At 69.3% G+C, this 17,310-nt stretch carries 18 protein-coding genes and 2 pseudogenes; 10 read left to right on the top strand and 10 right to left on the bottom strand.

All coding sequences use genetic code 11. The annotated features are described in order from the left end of the window. Positions 1-14: 14 nt before the first annotated feature. The gene (locus tag ABZ915_RS34140) at positions 15-173 is read left to right on the top strand and encodes a hypothetical protein (protein ID WP_361811254.1); all 159 of its coding nucleotides are present in this window, start codon (positions 15-17) and stop codon (positions 171-173) included. On the opposite strand, the gene ABZ915_RS34135 is transcribed toward ABZ915_RS34140, so the two are convergent. Continuing rightward, positions 174-803: a hypothetical protein gene (locus ABZ915_RS34135; protein ID WP_361811252.1), complete on the bottom strand. Its 630-nt coding sequence runs from the start codon at positions 801-803 to the stop codon at positions 174-176. 586 nt (positions 804-1,389) lie between these two features. Here ABZ915_RS34135 and ABZ915_RS34130 point away from each other — a divergent pair. Further along, positions 1,390-2,592, top strand: a complete 1,203-nt coding sequence (locus ABZ915_RS34130; protein WP_361811250.1) for an Ig-like domain-containing protein — start codon at positions 1,390-1,392, stop codon at positions 2,590-2,592. 143 nt (positions 2,593-2,735) lie between these two features. Here ABZ915_RS34130 and ABZ915_RS34125 read toward each other — a convergent pair whose 3' ends face one another. Next, positions 2,736-3,569 (bottom strand): PIG-L family deacetylase, encoded by an 834-nt coding sequence (locus ABZ915_RS34125; protein ID WP_361811248.1) that lies wholly within the window; start codon positions 3,567-3,569, stop codon positions 2,736-2,738. A gap of 175 nt (positions 3,570-3,744) precedes the next feature. Here ABZ915_RS34125 and ABZ915_RS34120 point away from each other — a divergent pair. Further along, positions 3,745-4,161, top strand: a pseudogene (locus ABZ915_RS34120) (LuxR family transcriptional regulator); the annotation flags it as partial. Positions 4,162-4,580: 419 nt separating this feature from the next. On the opposite strand, the gene ABZ915_RS34115 reads toward ABZ915_RS34120, so the two are convergent. Beyond that, entirely contained in the window at positions 4,581-5,084 is a 504-nt protein-coding gene (locus ABZ915_RS34115) for an SRPBCC family protein (RefSeq protein ID WP_361811246.1), read from the bottom strand. Between the two features lie 141 nt (positions 5,085-5,225). Between ABZ915_RS34115 and ABZ915_RS34110 the strand changes: the two genes are divergently transcribed. The 3 genes from ABZ915_RS34110 (at position 5,226) to ABZ915_RS34100 (ending at position 7,841) form a co-directional block, all read left to right on the top strand. Next, complete coding sequence (locus tag ABZ915_RS34110) at positions 5,226-6,140, top strand: helix-turn-helix transcriptional regulator (protein ID WP_361811244.1); 915 nt, start codon at positions 5,226-5,228, stop codon at positions 6,138-6,140. Positions 6,141-6,313: 173 nt separating this feature from the next. Then, positions 6,314-7,279 carry a hypothetical protein gene (locus ABZ915_RS34105; protein WP_361811242.1) on the top strand — a complete coding sequence of 322 codons (966 nt, stop codon included), beginning with the start codon at positions 6,314-6,316 and terminating at the stop codon, positions 7,277-7,279. 421 nt (positions 7,280-7,700) lie between these two features. After that, entirely contained in the window at positions 7,701-7,841 is a 141-nt protein-coding gene (locus ABZ915_RS34100) for a hypothetical protein (RefSeq protein WP_361811240.1), read from the top strand. A 61-nt stretch (positions 7,842-7,902) separates the two neighbouring features. Here ABZ915_RS34100 and ABZ915_RS34095 read toward each other — a convergent pair whose 3' ends face one another. Then, positions 7,903-8,547, bottom strand: coding sequence for a hypothetical protein (locus tag ABZ915_RS34095; RefSeq protein ID WP_361811238.1), 645 nt, complete (start codon positions 8,545-8,547; stop codon positions 7,903-7,905). A gap of 339 nt (positions 8,548-8,886) precedes the next feature. Next, a complete protein-coding gene (locus ABZ915_RS34090) occupies positions 8,887-9,168 on the bottom strand; it encodes a hypothetical protein (protein ID WP_361811236.1) in 282 nt (93 codons plus the stop codon). A 137-nt stretch (positions 9,169-9,305) separates the two neighbouring features. On the opposite strand from ABZ915_RS34090, the gene ABZ915_RS34085 reads away from it, so the two are divergent. Further along, positions 9,306-10,091 (top strand): hypothetical protein, encoded by a 786-nt coding sequence (locus ABZ915_RS34085; protein WP_361811234.1) that lies wholly within the window; start codon positions 9,306-9,308, stop codon positions 10,089-10,091. Positions 10,092-10,626: 535 nt separating this feature from the next. After that, a complete protein-coding gene (locus ABZ915_RS34080) occupies positions 10,627-11,493 on the top strand; it encodes a PhzF family phenazine biosynthesis protein (protein WP_361811232.1) in 867 nt (288 codons plus the stop codon). Positions 11,494-11,562: 69 nt separating this feature from the next. Here the strand turns inward: ABZ915_RS34080 and ABZ915_RS34075 are convergent, their stop codons facing one another. Together ABZ915_RS34075 and ABZ915_RS34070 are read right to left on the bottom strand one after the other, a co-directional pair. After that, complete coding sequence (locus tag ABZ915_RS34075) at positions 11,563-13,182, bottom strand: acetolactate synthase large subunit (RefSeq protein ID WP_361811231.1); 1,620 nt, start codon at positions 13,180-13,182, stop codon at positions 11,563-11,565. Continuing rightward, positions 13,179-14,240, bottom strand: a complete 1,062-nt coding sequence (locus tag ABZ915_RS34070) for a Glu/Leu/Phe/Val dehydrogenase dimerization domain-containing protein (RefSeq protein ID WP_361811229.1) — start codon at positions 14,238-14,240, stop codon at positions 13,179-13,181. The genes ABZ915_RS34075 and ABZ915_RS34070 overlap by 4 nt, the downstream gene beginning before the upstream one ends. A 79-nt stretch (positions 14,241-14,319) precedes the next feature. Here ABZ915_RS34070 and ABZ915_RS34065 point away from each other — a divergent pair, with 79 nt between their 5' ends. Next, a complete protein-coding gene (locus tag ABZ915_RS34065; RefSeq protein ID WP_361811227.1) occupies positions 14,320-14,796 on the top strand; it encodes an Lrp/AsnC family transcriptional regulator in 477 nt (158 codons plus the stop codon). A 35-nt stretch (positions 14,797-14,831) separates the two neighbouring features. On the opposite strand, the gene ABZ915_RS34060 is transcribed toward ABZ915_RS34065, so the two are convergent. From ABZ915_RS34060 to ABZ915_RS34050, 3 genes are read right to left on the bottom strand one after another with little or no spacing between them, the layout of a single operon-like run. Next, on the bottom strand, positions 14,832-15,827 hold the full coding sequence (locus ABZ915_RS34060) for an MBL fold metallo-hydrolase (protein ID WP_361811225.1): 996 nt from the start codon (positions 15,825-15,827) through the stop codon (positions 14,832-14,834). After that, positions 15,824-16,201, bottom strand: coding sequence for a PaaI family thioesterase (locus ABZ915_RS34055; protein WP_361811552.1), 378 nt, complete (start codon positions 16,199-16,201; stop codon positions 15,824-15,826). Before ABZ915_RS34055 ends, ABZ915_RS34060 begins: the two co-directional genes overlap by 4 nt. After that, a complete protein-coding gene (locus tag ABZ915_RS34050; protein ID WP_361811549.1) occupies positions 16,201-16,494 on the bottom strand; it encodes a hypothetical protein in 294 nt (97 codons plus the stop codon). The genes ABZ915_RS34055 and ABZ915_RS34050 overlap by 1 nt, the downstream gene beginning before the upstream one ends. A 340-nt stretch (positions 16,495-16,834) precedes the next feature. Between ABZ915_RS34050 and ABZ915_RS34045 the strand changes: the two are divergent. Further along, positions 16,835-17,062: pseudogene (locus ABZ915_RS34045) on the top strand (winged helix-turn-helix transcriptional regulator); the annotation flags it as partial. Between the last annotated feature and the right edge of the window lie 248 nt (positions 17,063-17,310).

The raw sequence follows: 17,310 nt of genomic DNA, 5'->3' as shown, positions 1-17,310 counted from the left end.
CGCCTGGGCGCGCGGTGGACCGCTACCCGGCACTCAACGCCGAACTCGACCATCCCGGGTTCAGCGCCTTCAAGGTGCCCCAGCAGTTGCTGCAGTGGGCGCAGGCCCCCGTCGCCCCGCAGGCTTCGTCCGCGGCACGCCCGGTGGCGGGCGCGGAGCGCAGCGAACCGTGACTAGCTGATGCGGTGGTGGAACTCCTCGGTGAAACACCACGCTGCGGGAGTGTGACGGCGCGAGGTGTGGGGCCGAGGTTCCAGCAGCATGTCCACGCTCTCGCCGTCGGCCACCAGGACGCCGATGCCGTAGAAGGCGGCTTCCAGCAGTGTCTCCTCAGCCGACGGTGGAGCACTGTCCAGCAGCAGGGCGCGCCGACAGAAGGGGGCGAAACGGCCGGCTTGCTCCAGCCCTCCGCGCCATCCCGCGGCGCTCGCCCGGACCACAGCAAGATCGATGGTGAGCGGCCGCACCACGCGCCGGGTGATCTCACGGCGGTCGGCCTCGGCGGCGCCGGCCGGCAGCCGCCGTACCGCCGAACGTAGACGTGCGGGCAGCGACGCGAGTGCGACGGGCTCGTCGACGGGCAGCTCCAGAAGAGTCTGCAGCGCATCAAGACTGTCCAGACGGGCCGCTGACATGCGGGCGCGGCGTGCGCATTCTTCCTCGTCAAGCCGGTAGAACAGCAGCGCCGGGCCGCCCATCAGCTGGAGCGAGACAGACAGCGCGGCAGGATCCAGCAGTGCCGCGGAGGCTGCGCGTACCGACGTGCCCAGCGACGGGCTGGCCAAGGTCACCATGCCGTTCACCCTGCCTCATTCGACTTCGGCCGCACCCGGCGGCCCCGACTATCCCACTCGATGAGGCATGGCCGCCTCGTCCAAACGTTCCGAAACCCAGCCCGATCCCTGCCACACCCCAAGCAGCTACTCACTGTCATTTCTCATTGCTGTCAGTGATCTGGAAGGGCCTCCGCTCTGCTGAACGCAGTGCCTCACCGCCGCATGTGAGCACGCCCGGCGTGACCGTCTCCACCTGCACACCGTGATCCAGGTCCGCCCGCGCCCCAGACGCGCACCCGCGTACGCGCGAACGATCAGAACCGAGGAGGCGATCGACCGGGAGCGGCCGCTACTCGTAACCGCGAAAGGCGCACCCCGCTGACGTCGAGCAGATGCGGTGCGTGACCGCCGACAACATCACCCACTTCCCTTTACGCCAGGCTGCGGCAACGAATAGCCCGTGACCTTCATCATGTTTGTCCGTTTCTAAGCAGAAATATGGATATAAGTAGCTCTTAGGGCTCGTCGTACTGCACGGCAACCAGCTCCAGGCACTCAAAGACCAGCGACATGGGAGAAGCGTTTGATCACGGTACGTAAACGACGCACAGGCGTGGCGGCTGCGGCCGGCCTGCTCGGCGGCGTGCTCGCCGTCACGGTCGGCGGCACCAGTAACGCTGCCGACGGCGGCAACGCCGTGGATCACCCGACATCGCAGGCGCAGGCGGACCAAACCGCAGCCCAGGCTGCTTCCGACGCCCGAATAGACATCAGCCCCCGGCAAGGTGCCTACAACGTCGGGATCAACGACCCGGTCCAGGTCACCGTCAGCAACGGCAAGCTCACCCAAGTGACCATGACAGCCGTTGCTACCGGCCACGAGATTCCGGGCACCCTGTCCCCGGACCGCGCGTCCTGGAAGCCGAACGGCCCCCTGGAGCCGGGCACCAAGTACCAGGTCGCCGCAGAGGCCGAGGACGCCAAGGGCCGCTCCGCCACCGGGAACGCCACCATCACCACGGCCTCCCCGGCCGGCGACTTCATCGGGCACCTCTCCCCCGAGGACGGCTCGACCGTCGGCGTGGGCATGCCGGTGACGCTCACCTTCGACAAGGCGATCACCAACAAGGCCGCCGTGGAGTCGAGCATCCAGGTCAGCTCCAGCAGCGGCCAGCAGGCCGTCGGTCACTGGTTCAACGACGCCCGCCTGGACTTCCGCCCCAAGAACTACTGGAAGCCCGGCTCCACCGTCACCGTCAAGCTCAACCTCTACGGCGTCCAGAAAACGGTCACTTTCAACATCGGCCGGAGCCAGATCAGCACGGTCGACGCCAGGACGAAGACGATGGCCGTCGTACGGAACGGCAAGACGATCAGGACCATCCCGATCTCGTCCGGCAGCCCCGAGCACCCGACGTACAACGGTCAGATGGTCATCTCCGAGAAGTTCAGGCACATCCACATGAACGGTGCGAGCGTCGGCCTCATGAAGGACAGCAAGCCCGCGTACGACATCAAGGCCGTACCGCACGCCATGCGCCTGTCCGCCTCAGGCACGTTCATCCACGGCAACTACTGGGGTGCCGACTCGGTCTTCGGCCACGTCAACACCAGTCACGGCTGCGTGGGCCTGAAGGACGTCAAGGGCGGTAGCGACAGCACGCAGCCCGCCGCATGGTTCTTCGACAACTCGCTGATCGGTGACGTCGTGATCGTCAAGAACTCCGAGGACCAGACCGCGCTGGCCCCGGACAACGGCCTCAGCGACTGGAACATGCCGTGGAGCGAGTGGGTCGCGGGCAGCGCGACCCACTGACGCCACGCCGCTTTCCCGCGCCCGGCTGGTTTCCAGCCGGGCGTTGAGGTCGCGCCGAGGGCGAAGGGGTCTGCAGCAGTGCGGGCAAGCTCGATCGAGCCGTTCCGTCCATGAGCCTTCTCAGGCCCCGACAGGCCGACGGATCAGCGCAGTCCGGCGAAGAGGTCGTTCTCGGGCACGGCCGCGCCGGTGGTGTCCTGGACACGTACGAAGGTCTCGACGCCCATCAACTCGGTGAACCTTTTCTGGCCCATCTTGAGGAAGAAGATGTTCTCGCCCTGGCTGGCGTGCGCGGCCAGCGCACCGAACTTCTGACCGCCGAACGCGGTGGTGTCCACCCAGGTCGTGATCTCCTCGTCGGGGAGTCCGATCTCGGCCAGCGCGGCGGCCTCGGCGGGATCCGGCTCCTGCCAGTCCGCACCCAACTCGCGCATGGTCTCCCCGAACCGCTGCATCATCGAGCGGGGCGCCGTCGTCCAGTACACCTTCGGTGTCGGCACGGTCATCGCCAGCGCCGCCATCGTGATGCGGTGTGCCTGGATGTGATCGGGGTGACCGTAGAAGCCGTTCTCGTCGTAGGTCACGACCACATGGGGTTGGTGGCGGCGCAAGAGTTCCGCGAGTCGGGCAGCGCCCTCGTCCACGGGTGTCTGCCAGAACGATCCGGGGGCATCGTTGGTCGGCCAGCCCATCATCCCGGAGTCGGCGTAGTCCAGCATCTCCAGATGACTGACCTTCAGGATGTCGCAACTTGCCTCGAGCTCTCGACGCCGCATCAAGGCGACGGCTGCCGGATCATGCCCGGCATCGCCTGGCTTGACACCCCCCGGTCCGTCACCGCAACTGCCGTCGGTGCACGTCACGAGGACCGTGCGGATGCCCTCCGCCGCGTACCGCGCGAGGACACCTCCCGTTCCGGTGGCCTCATCGTCTGGGTGGGCGTGCACCGTCATGAGCGTCAAGGGCCGGTCATTCATGAAACAGTCCTCCTGTGCTGAAGTGGCCTCGGTCCAAGTCTGCGGCAGGCGTATGAGGAGTCACCCCGATATCGGGTGACCGGGCGTACCACGGACCCGAGGGCCGTCGCGTCGAGGCGGACGGTCTTGGGGGCTCTCCGTTCCCCGCCGCCACGGCGCCGGTCCCCCGGCCGGTGCGCCGGCCATCGTCGCCTGGCTGTTCGCCCAGACCACCCTCGCCGCCAGGACCCTCGACGAGGCGTTCGACCGGTGGCAGGCCCACGGCCCGCTCCCGGACGGACTGGGATGCGCGGCCGGCTGGACCTGCCTGGAGCAGGGCCGATGGGCCGAGGCCCGTTCGGTGGCGGCCGACATCGCGGCCATGGCATCGGCCGTCGGACTCGACCATGCCGAGGCGTGTGCTCAGGCACTCGACGCCACGGTGGTCTGCCCGCTCGGCGACCGGGCCGCCGCACGCCGGCTCACCGAGCGAGCGCTGTCTCTCGTCGATCCGATGGAGAGCCGCTCGGTCGCGGTCTTCGCCCGCCGCGCCCTGGGAATGGCGGCCGTGGGCGAGGGCGACTACGACACCGCATTCATACAGTTCCGCTCGGATAAGCCAACATGGCCGAGTCCGAACCCTGTTACGTCCCCGGCTCCTGCCGGGCGAACCGGGCGGACGCACCGAGCGATCCGCCAACGACCAGTGGCGTCCTCATCCTGCGTTCCCCGTCGTCGTCGCGGTCATGGAAGCGGCTGCCCATGCGGTCAACCTGCCCATCAGCGTGACCGATTGTCTACGGCCGGCCGGCTGCCCCAGCGCGAGCATCAGTCGGTTCGCGCTGCCTACGGCGACGCTCGGCGGCGGGTTACGTCGATCGAGCGCGGCGGGATCGAGGAAGTCCAGCGGTACTGCGACCAGGCGCTCGCAACCCTCCGCGACAGTTCTTGAGCAGGTACGTCACTGGCCCCATGCGGATACGGGAGCCAACCTCGGCCGCCCCGAGAGGCCCGGCAGAGTCAATCTCCGTCTCAGCGTTCTTCGGCGAGCCACTGGGCCAGGGCGGTGAGGGTGGATTCGACGCTGACGGTCATGTGACGACGGAGCGCGTCCAGGTCGGCGCGGGTGGTGCCGAGCACCGGATCGAGGCGGAGCAGTCGCCAGGACTGCTGGACGACGGTTCCGCGTCCCTGGGGAGTGAGGGTCCATTCCCAGTGCACGATGCCGTTCTCCGCGCCGCCGACGACATAGCCGAAAGCCGTCCCGGGGTCGGCTCGCACGATCTGGGAGCGGCTGGTCCACACCCTGCCGTCCCTGCGGTTGCGGCCGCTGATCCAGGCACCGACCCAGGGGCCGGCTTCCGGGTCGAAAGAGACGTCGTCGGCGTCGGGGCTCCAGCGGCTGATCGCGGACACCTCGCTGACCAGCTCGTACACTCGGGCGGGCGCGGCGTCGACCCAGGTGCGCCTGGTGAAGGCGAAGTCGGCCGCGTCCAAGGCCTCGATGGGGTCGTCTCCGGTGGTGGTAGTGGTCATGGTGGCCTCCTGGGTGAACGCGGGGTACCGGATTCGGCTGACGCCCACTTCATCGAGGACGCGGGCGCGGAACCAGACCCGCCGTTGCCTATCCACAGCTGGGTCAGGCTCGGTGTCGCGAGGCGACCCATACTCGGAACCATGGACGGAAAGACGCAGCTCGGCGACTTCCTCCAGGCGCGGCGATCCCAGCTGCGCCCGGAGGACATCGGAGTGCCCACCTACGGGGAACACCGGCGTGTGCCGGGTCTTCGGCGCGAGGAACTGGCGCTGCTGGCGGGGGTGAGCACCTCTTACTACACCCGGCTGGAGCAAGGACAGTCGCTGAGCGCATCGCCCGAGGTTCTGGACGCGATCGCCGGGGCTCTGCGGCTGGACGAGTCCGAGCGGAGCTACCTGCACGACCTGGCCAGCGTGGACAGGCGGCACACCCGGAGCCGGCGGCCGGCGCCGGAACGGGTGCCGGAGGCGACACGCCAGTTCCTGGACGTGCTGGGCGACGTTCCCGCCATCGTGCTCGGCCGGCGCAGCGACGTACTCGCGTGGAACCGCCTGGGGCATGCGCTGTTCGCCGGGCACCTCGACTTCGCTGCCCCTGACCTGCCGGCGGCGCAGCGTCCCAACATGGCCCGGCTGGTCTTCCTCGACCCCCATGTCCGTGACCTGTACACGGACTGGCCGAGCAAGGCCAGGGCCGTGGTCGGCAATCTGCGCCTGGTGGCGGCCCAGCACCCGGCGGATGCGGCACTGCATGCGCTCCTGGGCGAACTGTCGGCGAAGAGTGCCGAGTTCGCCTCGATGTGGGCCGACCACCGGGTCAAAGCCTGCACCGTCGCCGACTATGAGATGCGCCATCCGCTGATCGGGCCGCTGACCGTCATCCAGCAGACCATGAGCAGCGGGCGGGGTCCCCTCGTAGTGGTCGCCACCACAGAGGCGGGATCGCCGTCCCGGGCCGCGCTCGCCCTGCTCACCCAGGCCACCGGCGAGGCAACCTCGCAGGCCGGCCTCTCCTCCGACCCGGCTCAGACACTGCCCCGCGTCGGCAAGGGCTGACCGCCACACCATCACCGGGCGCTGCGGCAACGAGCCGGCGCCCGGTCCTGACCCGCCCTGCCTCGGGTCGGCCGCGGGGCACCGCCCCGCGAGAAGAACCCACATGTCCCAGGCCACACGGCAGCGTGTTGCTGCCACATGCCTGAAAACAGCCGGAAGGCGAGAAAGAAGCCATGTTCAAGAAGCTCTCCATATCCACTGCGGCAGTGGGCGCTCTGGTCGCCGCCGCTGCGACAGTGCTCAGCCCCGTTCCGGCCTCGGCCGTCTCCGCTCCGCTGAGCGGTGCGCGGATCGCCGCGCACTTCGACCTGGCCCAGGGCCAGACACCGGAGAACGTCGCCCTGGCGCCGGGCGGCCGCGCGTACGTCACCTTCGCCAAGGCCCGCCAGATCGCCGAGGTCTCCCCCGAGGGCACGGTCCGGATCCTGGCCACTCTGCCCGAGCCCGCCGACGGCGGTGTTCACACCCCTGGCCTGGGCTTCCCGCTGACCGTCGGCATCACCCGGGCCCACGACGGAACCCTGTACTTCCTGTACGCCACCGGCACCGCCGACCTCACCGGCGTATGGCGGATGCGTCCCGGCGGCCGGCCGGAGCGGATCGCCGCACTGCCGGCGGACGGCCTGCCCAACGGTCTGGCGCTGGACGGGCGCACCCACACCCTCTACGTCGCCGACTCCGTGCGCGGCACCATCTGGAAGGTGCCCACCACCGGCGGCACCGCGACGGCTTGGTCCACCGCCCCGGAACTGGCCCCCTCCGGTTTCCTCGGTGCCAACGGGCTGAAGGTCCACAACGGCGCGGTCTGGGTCACCAACCTCGACCGGGGCACCGTCCTGCGCATCCCCGTCCTCCGCGACGGACGCGCCGGCCAGGCGCAGACGCGGGCCGACGGTATGCCGGGAATCGACGACATCGCCTTCACTGGCTGCGGTGACCAGTTCCTGGCCGCCCTGGACAGCTCGAACGAGGTCGCGCTCGTCCAGGGCGACGGCAGCCGCTCCACCGTGCTCACCTCGGCGGACGGTCTGCAGAACCCCACGTCCATCGCCCTGCGCGGCGACACCGTCTACGTGCTGAGCGCCGCCTGGAACACCGCCGAGGACCCCAACCTGGTGCTCGCCCGCCTGGCCGGATAGGACAGCGCGCACCATCCCCTGGCCCCACGCGAAGCACGCCCCGGGCCAGGGGGTGGTGGTCAGCGCCCGGCACCTCAGGGTGCGGACCGGCCTGCTCGGGGCTGCGAGGGCGGCGCAGTACGGCGCCTTGCTGGATGGGGCCGACGAGCGCGGCGTACCAGCCGAGCCAGCCTCGCTCGGCCTGGGGGTCGCCGACGGTGACCGGGGAGCCGTTTCTCGGAGCGTCGGTGTCGAGCAGCCGTGAGTCGAGGTCGCCGGGGATGCGGTCGCCGTGCCAGTCACATGCCGGGCGTCGCCCGCGCAGGTGACCGTGTACTGGGGATACGTGTTCCGGTTGGGCGGGGTGTCACTGAAGCTGAGGTGGAGAACGAGCCCCGGGGAGCCGCCAAGGTGCCAGCGGTGTGGCGTCGAGTGCGCGGCCGTGGCTTCACAAGCGGTGGAGTACGCGCTGGGCCTGGAGTCCCTGGACCGGTTCGCGGACGGTGAGCCGCTGTGGCGGGTACGCGAGGCGGTGTTCGGCGTGCCGGCACTGGAGTCGGGGCCGGTGGGCCCCCGGCCGTGAGGTCCTGCCGGGCCTGTCGCACCGGCTGGTGCGACAGGCCCGACGTATCCGTGAGGCGCGGTCACTTCCTGTCGGCGCGTTCGAGTTCGCGGGTGACGGCTTGTTCGTTCTGGCCGAGAAGTGCCTTTTCCAGGCTGTTGTCGTCCGAGCGGGAGAAGCGTTCACCCCGTGCGACATCCTCTTTGCTCAGGACGCGTCCGCACCACTCTCCCTGGTCACCTGTGTGGTCGTCGAAGGGCACGGCAGCGCCTTCCCCCAGGGTGACCCACCCGTCGTCGGTCCAGCGGAGGGCGAGAAGGTAGGTGCGACCGGTCTCGAGCCGTGGAGCGTCGGTGGCCGTCCTCTTGATCCGGCCGCCGCTCCTGTACACCTGCCAGCCCGGGGCGGTCATGTCGAAGCCCTTGCCCATCTCTTTCGCGGCGTGACGGCTGGACCAGAGGAGGTTGTCCGTGCGGAACGTCACCGCGCGATCGACCTGGTAGCGCATCGACCCCGTCGTGAAATCGCGCCGGTTGGTGTCCCGCTCCTGTGTGGGAGTGGCCATCACGACGTGGTCGGCGTAGGTGATCCAGTCCTCGGCGGTCTGGGACGGATACGCGTCACCGCCGGATGCGCAGCCGACCACTGTGGTGAGACCGGTTCTGCCGGCCAGGACACCGGCGGCGATCCCGGCGGCGGCCAGGACGGCGGCGACGGGTCTGCTCATGGCAGAGCCGCCTATGGAAATTCGCATGACTGATACACCCTCCCCGTGTAGCGACACTGTTCCCCCGGTCGCTGGATGACGTGCGCGGTGACGGACTGGTCAAGATCCGCCAGGCGCGGCGATCACCATAGGTACAGCCCGGCGGACTAGAACAAGGGTCAGCTTTGTGCCAGGACACACTTGTGACACACAGGCATGGCCTTGCGCTGCCGGCCATGGCCAGGAACGCAAGGCCGAGCGGCTCGTTCTCCGAGGTCAGACAGCCCACGGCCGGTCGCTGCCACCTGCGACACGCCGCGCAGTTTGCGGCTGGTGTCTCAGATAGGAGTCCGGGGCCAACTACTCACGCCCGACTGAGGCGGGCGAAGCGGCAGAGGCCGGGCGGGCCGCGATCCGCATCCGGCCCTGGTCGTACTCCACCACTTCACCCGGCAGGATCAGCAGTCCCGCCTCCCCGTCCTGCCAGGCTCCCCCGATCCGTCGTATCTGGACGGCCGGCCCCCGGGAGCCGGCCATGTACACCGTCGGGTCGACTTCCCACCCGCGCTCGCGAAGCCACAGTTCCAGTGCGGTGGAGTCCCCACTGCTCGCGCCGCGCGGCCACTCGTACCTACTCGTCACAACGTCCCCCCGTCTGTGAGCGGATCAGCGGGACGATCCTGCCACCGACCTCTGACACCCGGGCCTCGCGGGAACGTCTGTGCGATCCATAGCCACTCGCTGTGTAATCTCTCCTCCCATACCCAAGGGGAGGGATCATGGAAAACAGAACGGCCAGAGTGGCGTGGGCTGTTGCCGGTGGGGCCGCGACTCTGACGCTGCTGACGGCCACGGGCGCCCATGCTGAAGGGAAGGGAGACATCCGCGTCACGGCCGCCGTCGTCAACAGCGGCAAGAACGTCATCGTCGGCACGTCCCAGCGGGTCACCTACCCGATCGCCATCACCATCAAGGACAACTCAGGTGTGAAGGGTCTGTCGCACGTCAGCGACTTCAACAAGAGCGACGGTTGGGGCTTCAGCGACTGGACCGACACCAAGTGCGTGAAGAAGAGCTCCACCACCTCGGTGTGCACGGCCACGATGTCGCTCGCCCCGCAGTGGCTTCCGGGCAGCCTGCCGGAGGACGTCAACCACACCGCGGGCGTCTGGCAGGTCAATGCCACCGTCAAGGCGAACGACGGTGACTACTGGATCGCCGACCACATCGCTGAGTTCAAGATGAAGCGCGCCTCCAAGCTCACCACTGACGCCTCACCCGAGCCCATTGCCAAGGGTGCCAAACTGACCGTCTCCGGCAAACTGACCCGGGCGAACTGGGAGGACCTGAAGTACCACGGGTTCACCGGGCAGAACGTCAAGCTGCAGTTCAAGGCAGCCGACGCAGCCCACTACCGCACGGTGAAGACAGTTCGAACGGGCGACGCCGGGAAGCTCAGCACCAAGGTCACGGCCACCTCCGCCGGCAGCTGGCGCTGGTACTTCCCCGGCACGACGACAACCGCGCGGATCGTGTCCGCCGGCGACGCGGTGACACTGAAGTGACAGCTGGTCAGCTTGACGTCGCGTGTCCCCGCCGGCGCTGAACGGCCTTCGGCTGGACCAAGCCAGCCAGTCCCGGGCGTCCTGCTGACCGTGTGAATTGCAGGCCGAAGGCCACAGGCAACAGCTGATTCGTAGGCGCCCGCGCGGGCGGCGCCTACGAATCAGCGCCTTCTTCCTTGCCGTCGAGCGCGGTTTCCGAGCCTCCGGCCGCGCTCCGGGCGAGGCGCCCGCCGCCTCCGACCGCCGGTCGTGGCGTAGAAGTGCAGGTTCTCGCGTTTCGGTGCCCACGGGTGATGCTGTGATCTGCGGGTATCTTCATGCCCCCGTGCTGTTGCGCAGCCGGTGAGTCTCATCTTCGTGGCCGATTCCTCGTGGATGTCAGTCCTGTATCGCTCCGAAGGGCGAGCGGCAGTCCCACACAGAGGACGGCGGGACGCAGTCCACTGTGTGGTGAGTGGCCATGTGCTGGCGGGTGACTCTGCGTTGGGATGGACGCGTTGCTGTCCATTCGCGGGTAGCCCGGTCGGGTTCCGCTGTGATCGAAAGGCAGTCCATGGGCATGCCGCGTCCACGCCGGTTCGTTCAGGTCGACGTGTTCTCCACTGTGCCGTACTCAGGCAATCCGTTGGCCGTCGTCCTTGACGGGACGGGCCTGGCGGACGAGGAGATGCAGCGCCTGGCGCGCTGGACGAACCTGTCCGAGACGACGTTCCTGCTTCCGCCGACAGATCCTGAGGCGGACTACTTGGTTCGGATCTTCTCGCCTCAGGGGGAGCTTCCCTTCGCCGGCCATCCCACACTCGGTTCGGCCCGTGCATGGCTGGACGGCGGCGGTGTGCCGCGTGATGAGGGCCGGATCGTGCAGGAGTGCGCGGCGGGCCTGGTCGAGGTGCGTCGGGGTGAGGGTGTGCTGTCCTTCGCTGCGCCGCCGATGATCCGTGAAGGTGCGCTCGACGACGCGTACCTCGACGAGATCGTTGCGGCGCTCGGGATCAGTCGTGATCGTGTCGTCGCGCATCAGTGGGTCGACAACGGTCCGGGCTGGGCCGTGATCCAGCTGCCCACGGCCGATGAGGTTCTTGCCCTCGAGCCTGATCTGTCGGTCATCCCGGACGCGATGGTCGGCGCGATCGGCGCCCACCCGGAGTGGGCTGAGTACGACTTCGAGATGCGCACCTTCGCCCCGCGCTGCGGTGTGGCGGAGGATCCGGTCTGCGGCAGCATGAACGCGTCCGTAGGCCAGTGGCTCACCTCCACAGGCGCTGCGCCGTCCAGCTATCGGGTGTCGCAGGGGGCGCGCTTGGGCCGGGCCGGGAGTATCGGGATCTCCGCGGACGGTGACGGCACCGTCTGGGTCAGTGGCGCCGCCACCGTCCACATCAGCGGCAGCATCACCCTGTGACCCGCCGGCAGCCTGTGCTCCGAGACGAATCGTCGGAGCACAGGCTGCCGGTGCCCGCGGGCGTGGTGGTCACGGCGCCGGCGGTGCGCTGATGGCTGCTTCGATGAGGCGGGGGCCGCGGTGGTGGAAGGCGCTGCGCAGTGCGCCGGCCAGGTCGCTCGTGGTCCGTACGCGGGTGGCCTCGACGCCCATGCCCTGTGCTGTGCTGACCCAGTCCAGTCGGGGGCGGTCCAGTTCCAGCAGGCCCGCGGACTCGGGCCCTGGGGCGTTGGCGCCCAGCAGGGTCAGTTCTTGGTTGAGTACACGGTAGGAGTGATTGGCGAAGATGACGGTGGTGACGTCGAGGTTCTCCCTGGCCTGGGTCCACAGGGCCTGAGGCGTGTACATGGCGCTGCCGTCGCCCTGGAGCGAGATGACCTTTCGGTCGGGGCAGGCGAGGGCCGCACCGGTGGCCAGGGGCATGCCCTGACCGATGGCGCCTCCGGTGAGGTTGAGGTGGTCGTGCGGTGCCGCGTCCACGAGTACCGAGTGTCCGGCGAAGCCGGCGGTGACGCTCTCGTCGCTGACGATCGCCCCTTCGGGGAGCAGATGGGCGAGCACCTGGAACGTGTTGAGGGCGGTGAGATCCCCGCCGGCGGGGGCCGTCGGTGCACTCCACGCACGATGGGGCGTGCGTGCGGGCGGGGCGTCGATGAGATCGGCCAGTGTGATGAGGGCTTCGGCGCCGTCCTCGTGGGGATGAGCGAGCACCATGGGGCGGCAGATGTCGGGAGTCAGTTCGCTGGCCTTGCCGGGATAGGCGAAGAAGGCCACCGGTGCCGCGGTGCCGACGGTGATCAGGATCTCGAACCGGGCCAGCACAAGGGTGGCGTCGTCGGCCCGGTACGGCAGACGGGTCACCGGCACGCGGCCGGCGCCGCGCTGGATCCGAGGGGTGAAGGTGTCGCTGATCAGCCGGGCTCCGGTCGCGGCCGCGATGCGCCCCGCCGCCTGCAGTCCAGGGCCGTGCAGCGCGTCGCCCCGCAGCAGGAACGCGATCCGCCGGCCCGAGCGGAGCAGGTCGGCGGTGCGGGTGAGGACCTGCTCTCCCACCGCGGGCGCCGGCGGCACCGGGAGGGGCGCGGCGGCGCCGGTGGCGGGTGACCAGGCGGTGTCGGCGGGCAGGATCAGGCTGGCGATCTGGCCCGGATGGGTGCAGGCGGCCTGGACGGCGCGCGCCACGTCCGCGGCGACCGTGGTCGCCGAACGCGCGGAGTGGACCCAGTGGGAGACCGGCCGGGCCAGGGCCTGGATGTCGGAGGTCAGCGGGGTCTCGAACCTCTGGTGGGTCAGGGCGTGGTCGCCGACGATGTTGACCACGGGCGACTGCGCCTTGCGGGCGTTGTGCAGGTTGGCCAGCCCGTTGGCGAGGCCGGGCCCCAGGTGCAGCAGGGTCGAGGCGGGCTTGCCCTTCATGCGTGCGTAGCCGTCGGCGGCGCCGGTGGCCACGCCCTCGAACAGGCACAGCACCGGCCGGATCCCCGACCCCGGGTCCAGGGCGCTGACGAAGTGCATTTCCGAGGTACCGGGATTGGCGAAGCACACCTCGACACCGGTGGCCGCGAGCGTCTCCACAGCGCTGCGGGCCCCGTTCATGGCACGGTCCTCCGCCTGCGCCGCAGGGGGCGGCGATGTGATCGTGTCGGTCATCGCACAACCCCGGCCGGGGAGTTGGCGGAGGCGAGGCGAGCCTTGGCGATCTGCCGGGCAGCCTGCTGAGGAGTGACACCCGTGGCACGGGCCAGATCGAGAACATGGGCGACGGTGGTCTCGATGCTCTCCACCCGTTGCAGAGCGCTCTCGTGGCTGTGGTTCTCCGATTCCCGGCTGAGTGCGTAGACGATGCCGCCGGCACCGGCGACGTAGTCGGGGATCCAGACGACACCGTGCCGGGCAAGTGCCTCGGCGACGGATTCCTCGGTGAGCTGGTTGTTGGCCGGGCCGACGACCAGCGACGCGCTCAGCAGCGGCACGCTCTCCTCGCTCAGGACGCCACCGACGGCAGCCGGAACGAGGATGTCGGCCGGCGCGGACAGTGCCGCATCGGGCTCGATCCATCCGTAACCGCTCGCCAGGGCAAGGTCCTTGCGGGAGATGTCCACGTCCGAGACGAGGACGTGCGCCCCGTCGGCGGCCAGGCCCGCCGCGATGCCGCTGCCGACCGACCCGAAACCGCTGATGATCACCGTGCGTCCGGCACAGGAGGCATCGCCGAAGACATGGCGTGCGCCGGCACGCAGGGCGGCCAGCACACCGGTGGCGGTCGGACCACCGGAGTTCCCGGTCCCGCCGTGCTCAACGGGGGCGCAGTACGCGTACGGCGAGAACCGCTTGAGGACGACCATGTCGTCGGGCCCGGTGCCGACGTCGGGGCCGGTCCGGTAGGACCCCTCCAACGACGCGATCAGCTCGCCGAGATCCTCCACGGCCGCCTCACGCAGCTGCTCGGTGAGTTCGGTGTCCTTGCCGAGGGCGATCACGCTCTTTCCGCCCCCGAAGTCCAGACCGGCCACCGCGGCCTTGTAGGTCATGGCCTCCGACAGACGCAGCGCATCGGTCAGCCCCTCCTGCCACGTGTCGTAGCGGCGCAGCCGGCACCCGCCGACCGCCGGTCCCAGCGCCCTGGAATGGACGGCGACGATGAGCGGCAGACCGGAGCGCCTGCCTCGCCGGACGAGGACTTCCTCATGTGTAAATGCTTGGCTCATACGTCAGAAGCTAGGGTGATGAACGGAGCAAACAGGCATGTGCCGAATTTAATTCGATGGATGGAGAGTGAAGGCAGTCATGGACGAAGTAGATTCGGCGATCGTGCACCATCTGCAGCTGGACGGCCGGCTGTCCAACCGGGCCCTCGCCGAGAAGCTCGGCATCGCACCGTCCACCTGCCTGGAACGCACCCGGCTGCTGCACCGGCGAGGCATCATCCAGGGCTACCGGGCCCAGGTCTCGCTGCGTGCCCTCAACCGCCCCGTGCAGGCGATGGTGTCCACCCAGATCCGCCCGCTCAACCGGGACGTCGTCGCGGCCTTCGAACGCTCGGTGTCCCAGCTGCCGGAAGTCGTCTCCGTCTACACCATGGCCGGCAGCGACGACTTCCTCGTCCACGTCACCGCGCAGGACATCGACCACCTGCACGCGTTCCTCCTGGACCAGTTCACCAACAGACGCGAGATCATCGGCTTCCGTACCTCGATCATCTACCAGCACCTCACCAACCCCGTACTGGACCCACTGCCGCCCGCAGCCGACCAGCACACCTGAGACGCCCCCCGTCCGGCGGTCCACCCTCGAACCCTCTACGGGACAGGTCGCGGTTCGGCCGTCGGCCAGAATCGGGGGTAGGGCACGCGTAGCGCACCGGGCGCCACAGGGGTGTGCTCGGCAGCGGCGTGGAGACGGCCGTCGCGCAGGGCCAAGGCGCCGCTGCGAAGCATGGTCGTCGCCAGCTCGGCGGCGAGGACATCGGGGGTCACGTTCAGGAGGCGTGCGGCGTCGGTGAGCCAGGCACGGGCGTGGAGGTACGGCTCGACCTCGTCGGCGGGGATCCCGTCGCGGATCATCAGGGCAAAGGCGAAGATCCGGCGGGCGCCGTACCAGACCGCCCCGGCCGGGTCGTCCACGAGTCGTTGGGTACGACGCAGCGCGGCGGCGAACGAGACCGCGGGGTCGGCGGGGATCGGGCCGTGGGAGGGCAGGACCACGCGGGGGCCGAGGTCGGCCATCCGTTTCAGGGAGGCGAGCGCGGTGGCCGACGCGTCGGGGCCGTCGAGGGCCAGGTTCACCCAGCCGACGTCGTAGTCCGACAGCGAGTCCCCGACCACGAGCAGCCGCTCCTCCGGCTGCCACAACGCCAGATGACCGGGAGTGTGGCCGGGCGTGCCGACGACCTGCCAGTCCGTGTCACCCAGCCGTAGGACCTGGCCGTCGTCGAGCGGGACGTCGACGGTATACGGGGCGACGGGCTGGTCGAGGTACTCGGCGGCGCAGCAGCCGGGGTCCTGGCGGGTGATTGCCTCGGCCTCCGGGGTTCCGGCTGCGATGGCGGCGCCGCGGGCCTGGAGGAGGGCGTTGCCACCGACGTGGTCGGAGTGCCAGTGAGTGTTGACGACCAGGTCGATGTTCCCGGCGTGTGCGCGGGCCCAGGCGGCGGTTTCGTCGGCGTGGCCGACGAAACCGGTGTCGATCAGGGCCGGTTGCCGTCCGGGCAGCAGGAGGGTGTTGGCGTCGGGGAAAGGGCGCTGCCACCAGGTCAGCCAGGACGGCAGGGGCGGAGTGGACCGATGGGGGCTCATACGGCGGGCCTGGTGACGCGGATCAGGGTCTGCTGGCCGTTGGCGACGAGCTTGCGGGCGCCGTCGGCCTGGACGCCGTAGACCTCCAGTCGGCAGACAGTCAGGGTGCGGCCGGGCTTGAGGACGGTGCCGATCGCTTCGAGGTGGTCGCCGGCGGCGGGTGCGAGGAGGTTGATCTTGTACTCGACGGTGAGGACCTCGGAGTCCTCGTCGAACAGAGTGAGAGCGGCGTAGCCGCCGGCGCTGTCGGCGATGGCGCTGGTGGCGCCGGCGTGGATGTAGCCGTGCTGCTGTGTCACTTCGGGGCGGGCCGGGAGCACGATGTGTACCCGGCCGGGCCCGATGTGGGTGATCCGAGCTCCGAGGTGGGACATCAGGCCCTGCAGGTCGAAGCTGTCCTGGACGCGCTTGTGCACCGAGGGGCTTGCTTGCTCCTGCCTCCTTCGAGTGCGTGTCGGGTGGAGTGGGACAGGCTTTTCAGCCGGTCAAGCGTTCCACGAGCAGGAAGGCGCCGATGGCGGTCATCATGGAGAAGTACAGCGGCAAGCGCCTCAGGGTTCAGGCCACTGATCCCGGCCCCCTTGAGCATGACCTGCGGTCGGGAGGCGCCCGCTCTGTCTTCAGCGGCCGCCGGAACGGCGGGCTGCCGCAGGCCAGCACAGCCCAGCCACAGCAGGTGAACGGCACCCGCGACGGTCAGCGGTGAGCGCTGCGGGGGAGCTCGCCACGATCACCGCCAGGCCGGCGACGGCGACGAGCGCGTGGACCAGGTGGCCGGCGATCAGTCCGGTGACGGCAGGGACGACCGAGCGTCCCCGCAGGCCGGCGGAGATCGCGTAGGCCCAGTCCGCACCTGGAGTGAAGACCAGCAGCAGGTCCACAGCCGGGAAAGCCGGCCGGCGTCGTCGTGTCCATCGATCGTTCCCTCCCACATGTCGTGCTCTGGAGGGAAGGCTAGGCCGGAGAGGCTCGAAAGTGGTTGCGTTCCTCCCTCATGATCGCGTCACGTGGGGAAGAATCTCCTTCGTAGAGGCCTTGAACCTGAAAATTCTTGCTGCGCTCAGCTCGACGGTCGCCTGACGATCACCGAGCTGGCCGCTCGCGTGCAGCTCAGCGTCTCGCCCTGCCGCCGCAGACTGCGCGACCTTGAGCGCGAGGGCGCCATCCGCGGCTACCGGGCCGTCGTCGCCCCGGCACAGCGTCTGTTCGGCGAACCCGACTGCCTCCTGCGAGTCGCGACCACCTACCTGACCGCGTTCCAGGAGCCCGGCGGGGCGCAGCGGGGACCCCGTTCTTGAGGAAGGCAAGACGCACAGTGGCGAGGCTGATTCCTTCGTGGTCAGCGATGTCCTGGAGCGACAGGTGATCTTGTTCGTACCAGCTCCGCCATTGGCCGATGCGGGAGGCCGTGTGCTGGGTGTGTCGGAAGTGGGGTGGGCTCCAGTCGACCGGATGCTGGGACAGCAGGCGGCTCTCGCAGGAC

Origin of the sequence: Streptomyces sp. NPDC046915 (assembly GCF_040644935.1) — a bacterium.
Taxonomy (GTDB): domain Bacteria; phylum Actinomycetota; class Actinomycetes; order Streptomycetales; family Streptomycetaceae; genus Streptomyces.
Note: the sequence above shows the minus strand (reverse complement) of the source record. Positions and strands in the feature narration are given on the sequence as shown.

Bases quoted from the DNA above. Each gene is read 5' to 3' on its own strand.
- ABZ915_RS34115 (WP_361811246.1), bottom strand. From the start codon at position 5,084: ATGACCACTACCACCACCGGAGACGACCCCATCGAGGCCTTGGACGCG.
- ABZ915_RS34070 (WP_361811229.1), bottom strand. From the start codon at position 14,240: ATGAGCCAAGCATTTACACATGAGGAAGTCCTCGTCCGGCGAGGCAGG.
- ABZ915_RS34105 (WP_361811242.1), top strand. From the start codon at position 6,314: ATGTTCAAGAAGCTCTCCATATCCACTGCGGCAGTGGGCGCTCTGGTC.
- ABZ915_RS34060 (WP_361811225.1), bottom strand. From the start codon at position 15,827: ATGAGCCCCCATCGGTCCACTCCGCCCCTGCCGTCCTGGCTGACCTGG.
- ABZ915_RS34055 (WP_361811552.1), bottom strand. From the start codon at position 16,201: ATGTCCCACCTCGGAGCTCGGATCACCCACATCGGGCCCGGCCGGGTA.
- ABZ915_RS34075 (WP_361811231.1), bottom strand. From the start codon at position 13,182: ATGACCGACACGATCACATCGCCGCCCCCTGCGGCGCAGGCGGAGGAC.
- ABZ915_RS34125 (WP_361811248.1), bottom strand. From the start codon at position 3,569: ATGAATGACCGGCCCTTGACGCTCATGACGGTGCACGCCCACCCAGAC.
- ABZ915_RS34065 (WP_361811227.1), top strand. From the start codon at position 14,320: ATGGACGAAGTAGATTCGGCGATCGTGCACCATCTGCAGCTGGACGGC.
- ABZ915_RS34085 (WP_361811234.1), top strand. From the start codon at position 9,306: ATGGAAAACAGAACGGCCAGAGTGGCGTGGGCTGTTGCCGGTGGGGCC.
- ABZ915_RS34095 (WP_361811238.1), bottom strand. From the start codon at position 8,547: ATGAGCAGACCCGTCGCCGCCGTCCTGGCCGCCGCCGGGATCGCCGCC.
- ABZ915_RS34110 (WP_361811244.1), top strand. From the start codon at position 5,226: ATGGACGGAAAGACGCAGCTCGGCGACTTCCTCCAGGCGCGGCGATCC.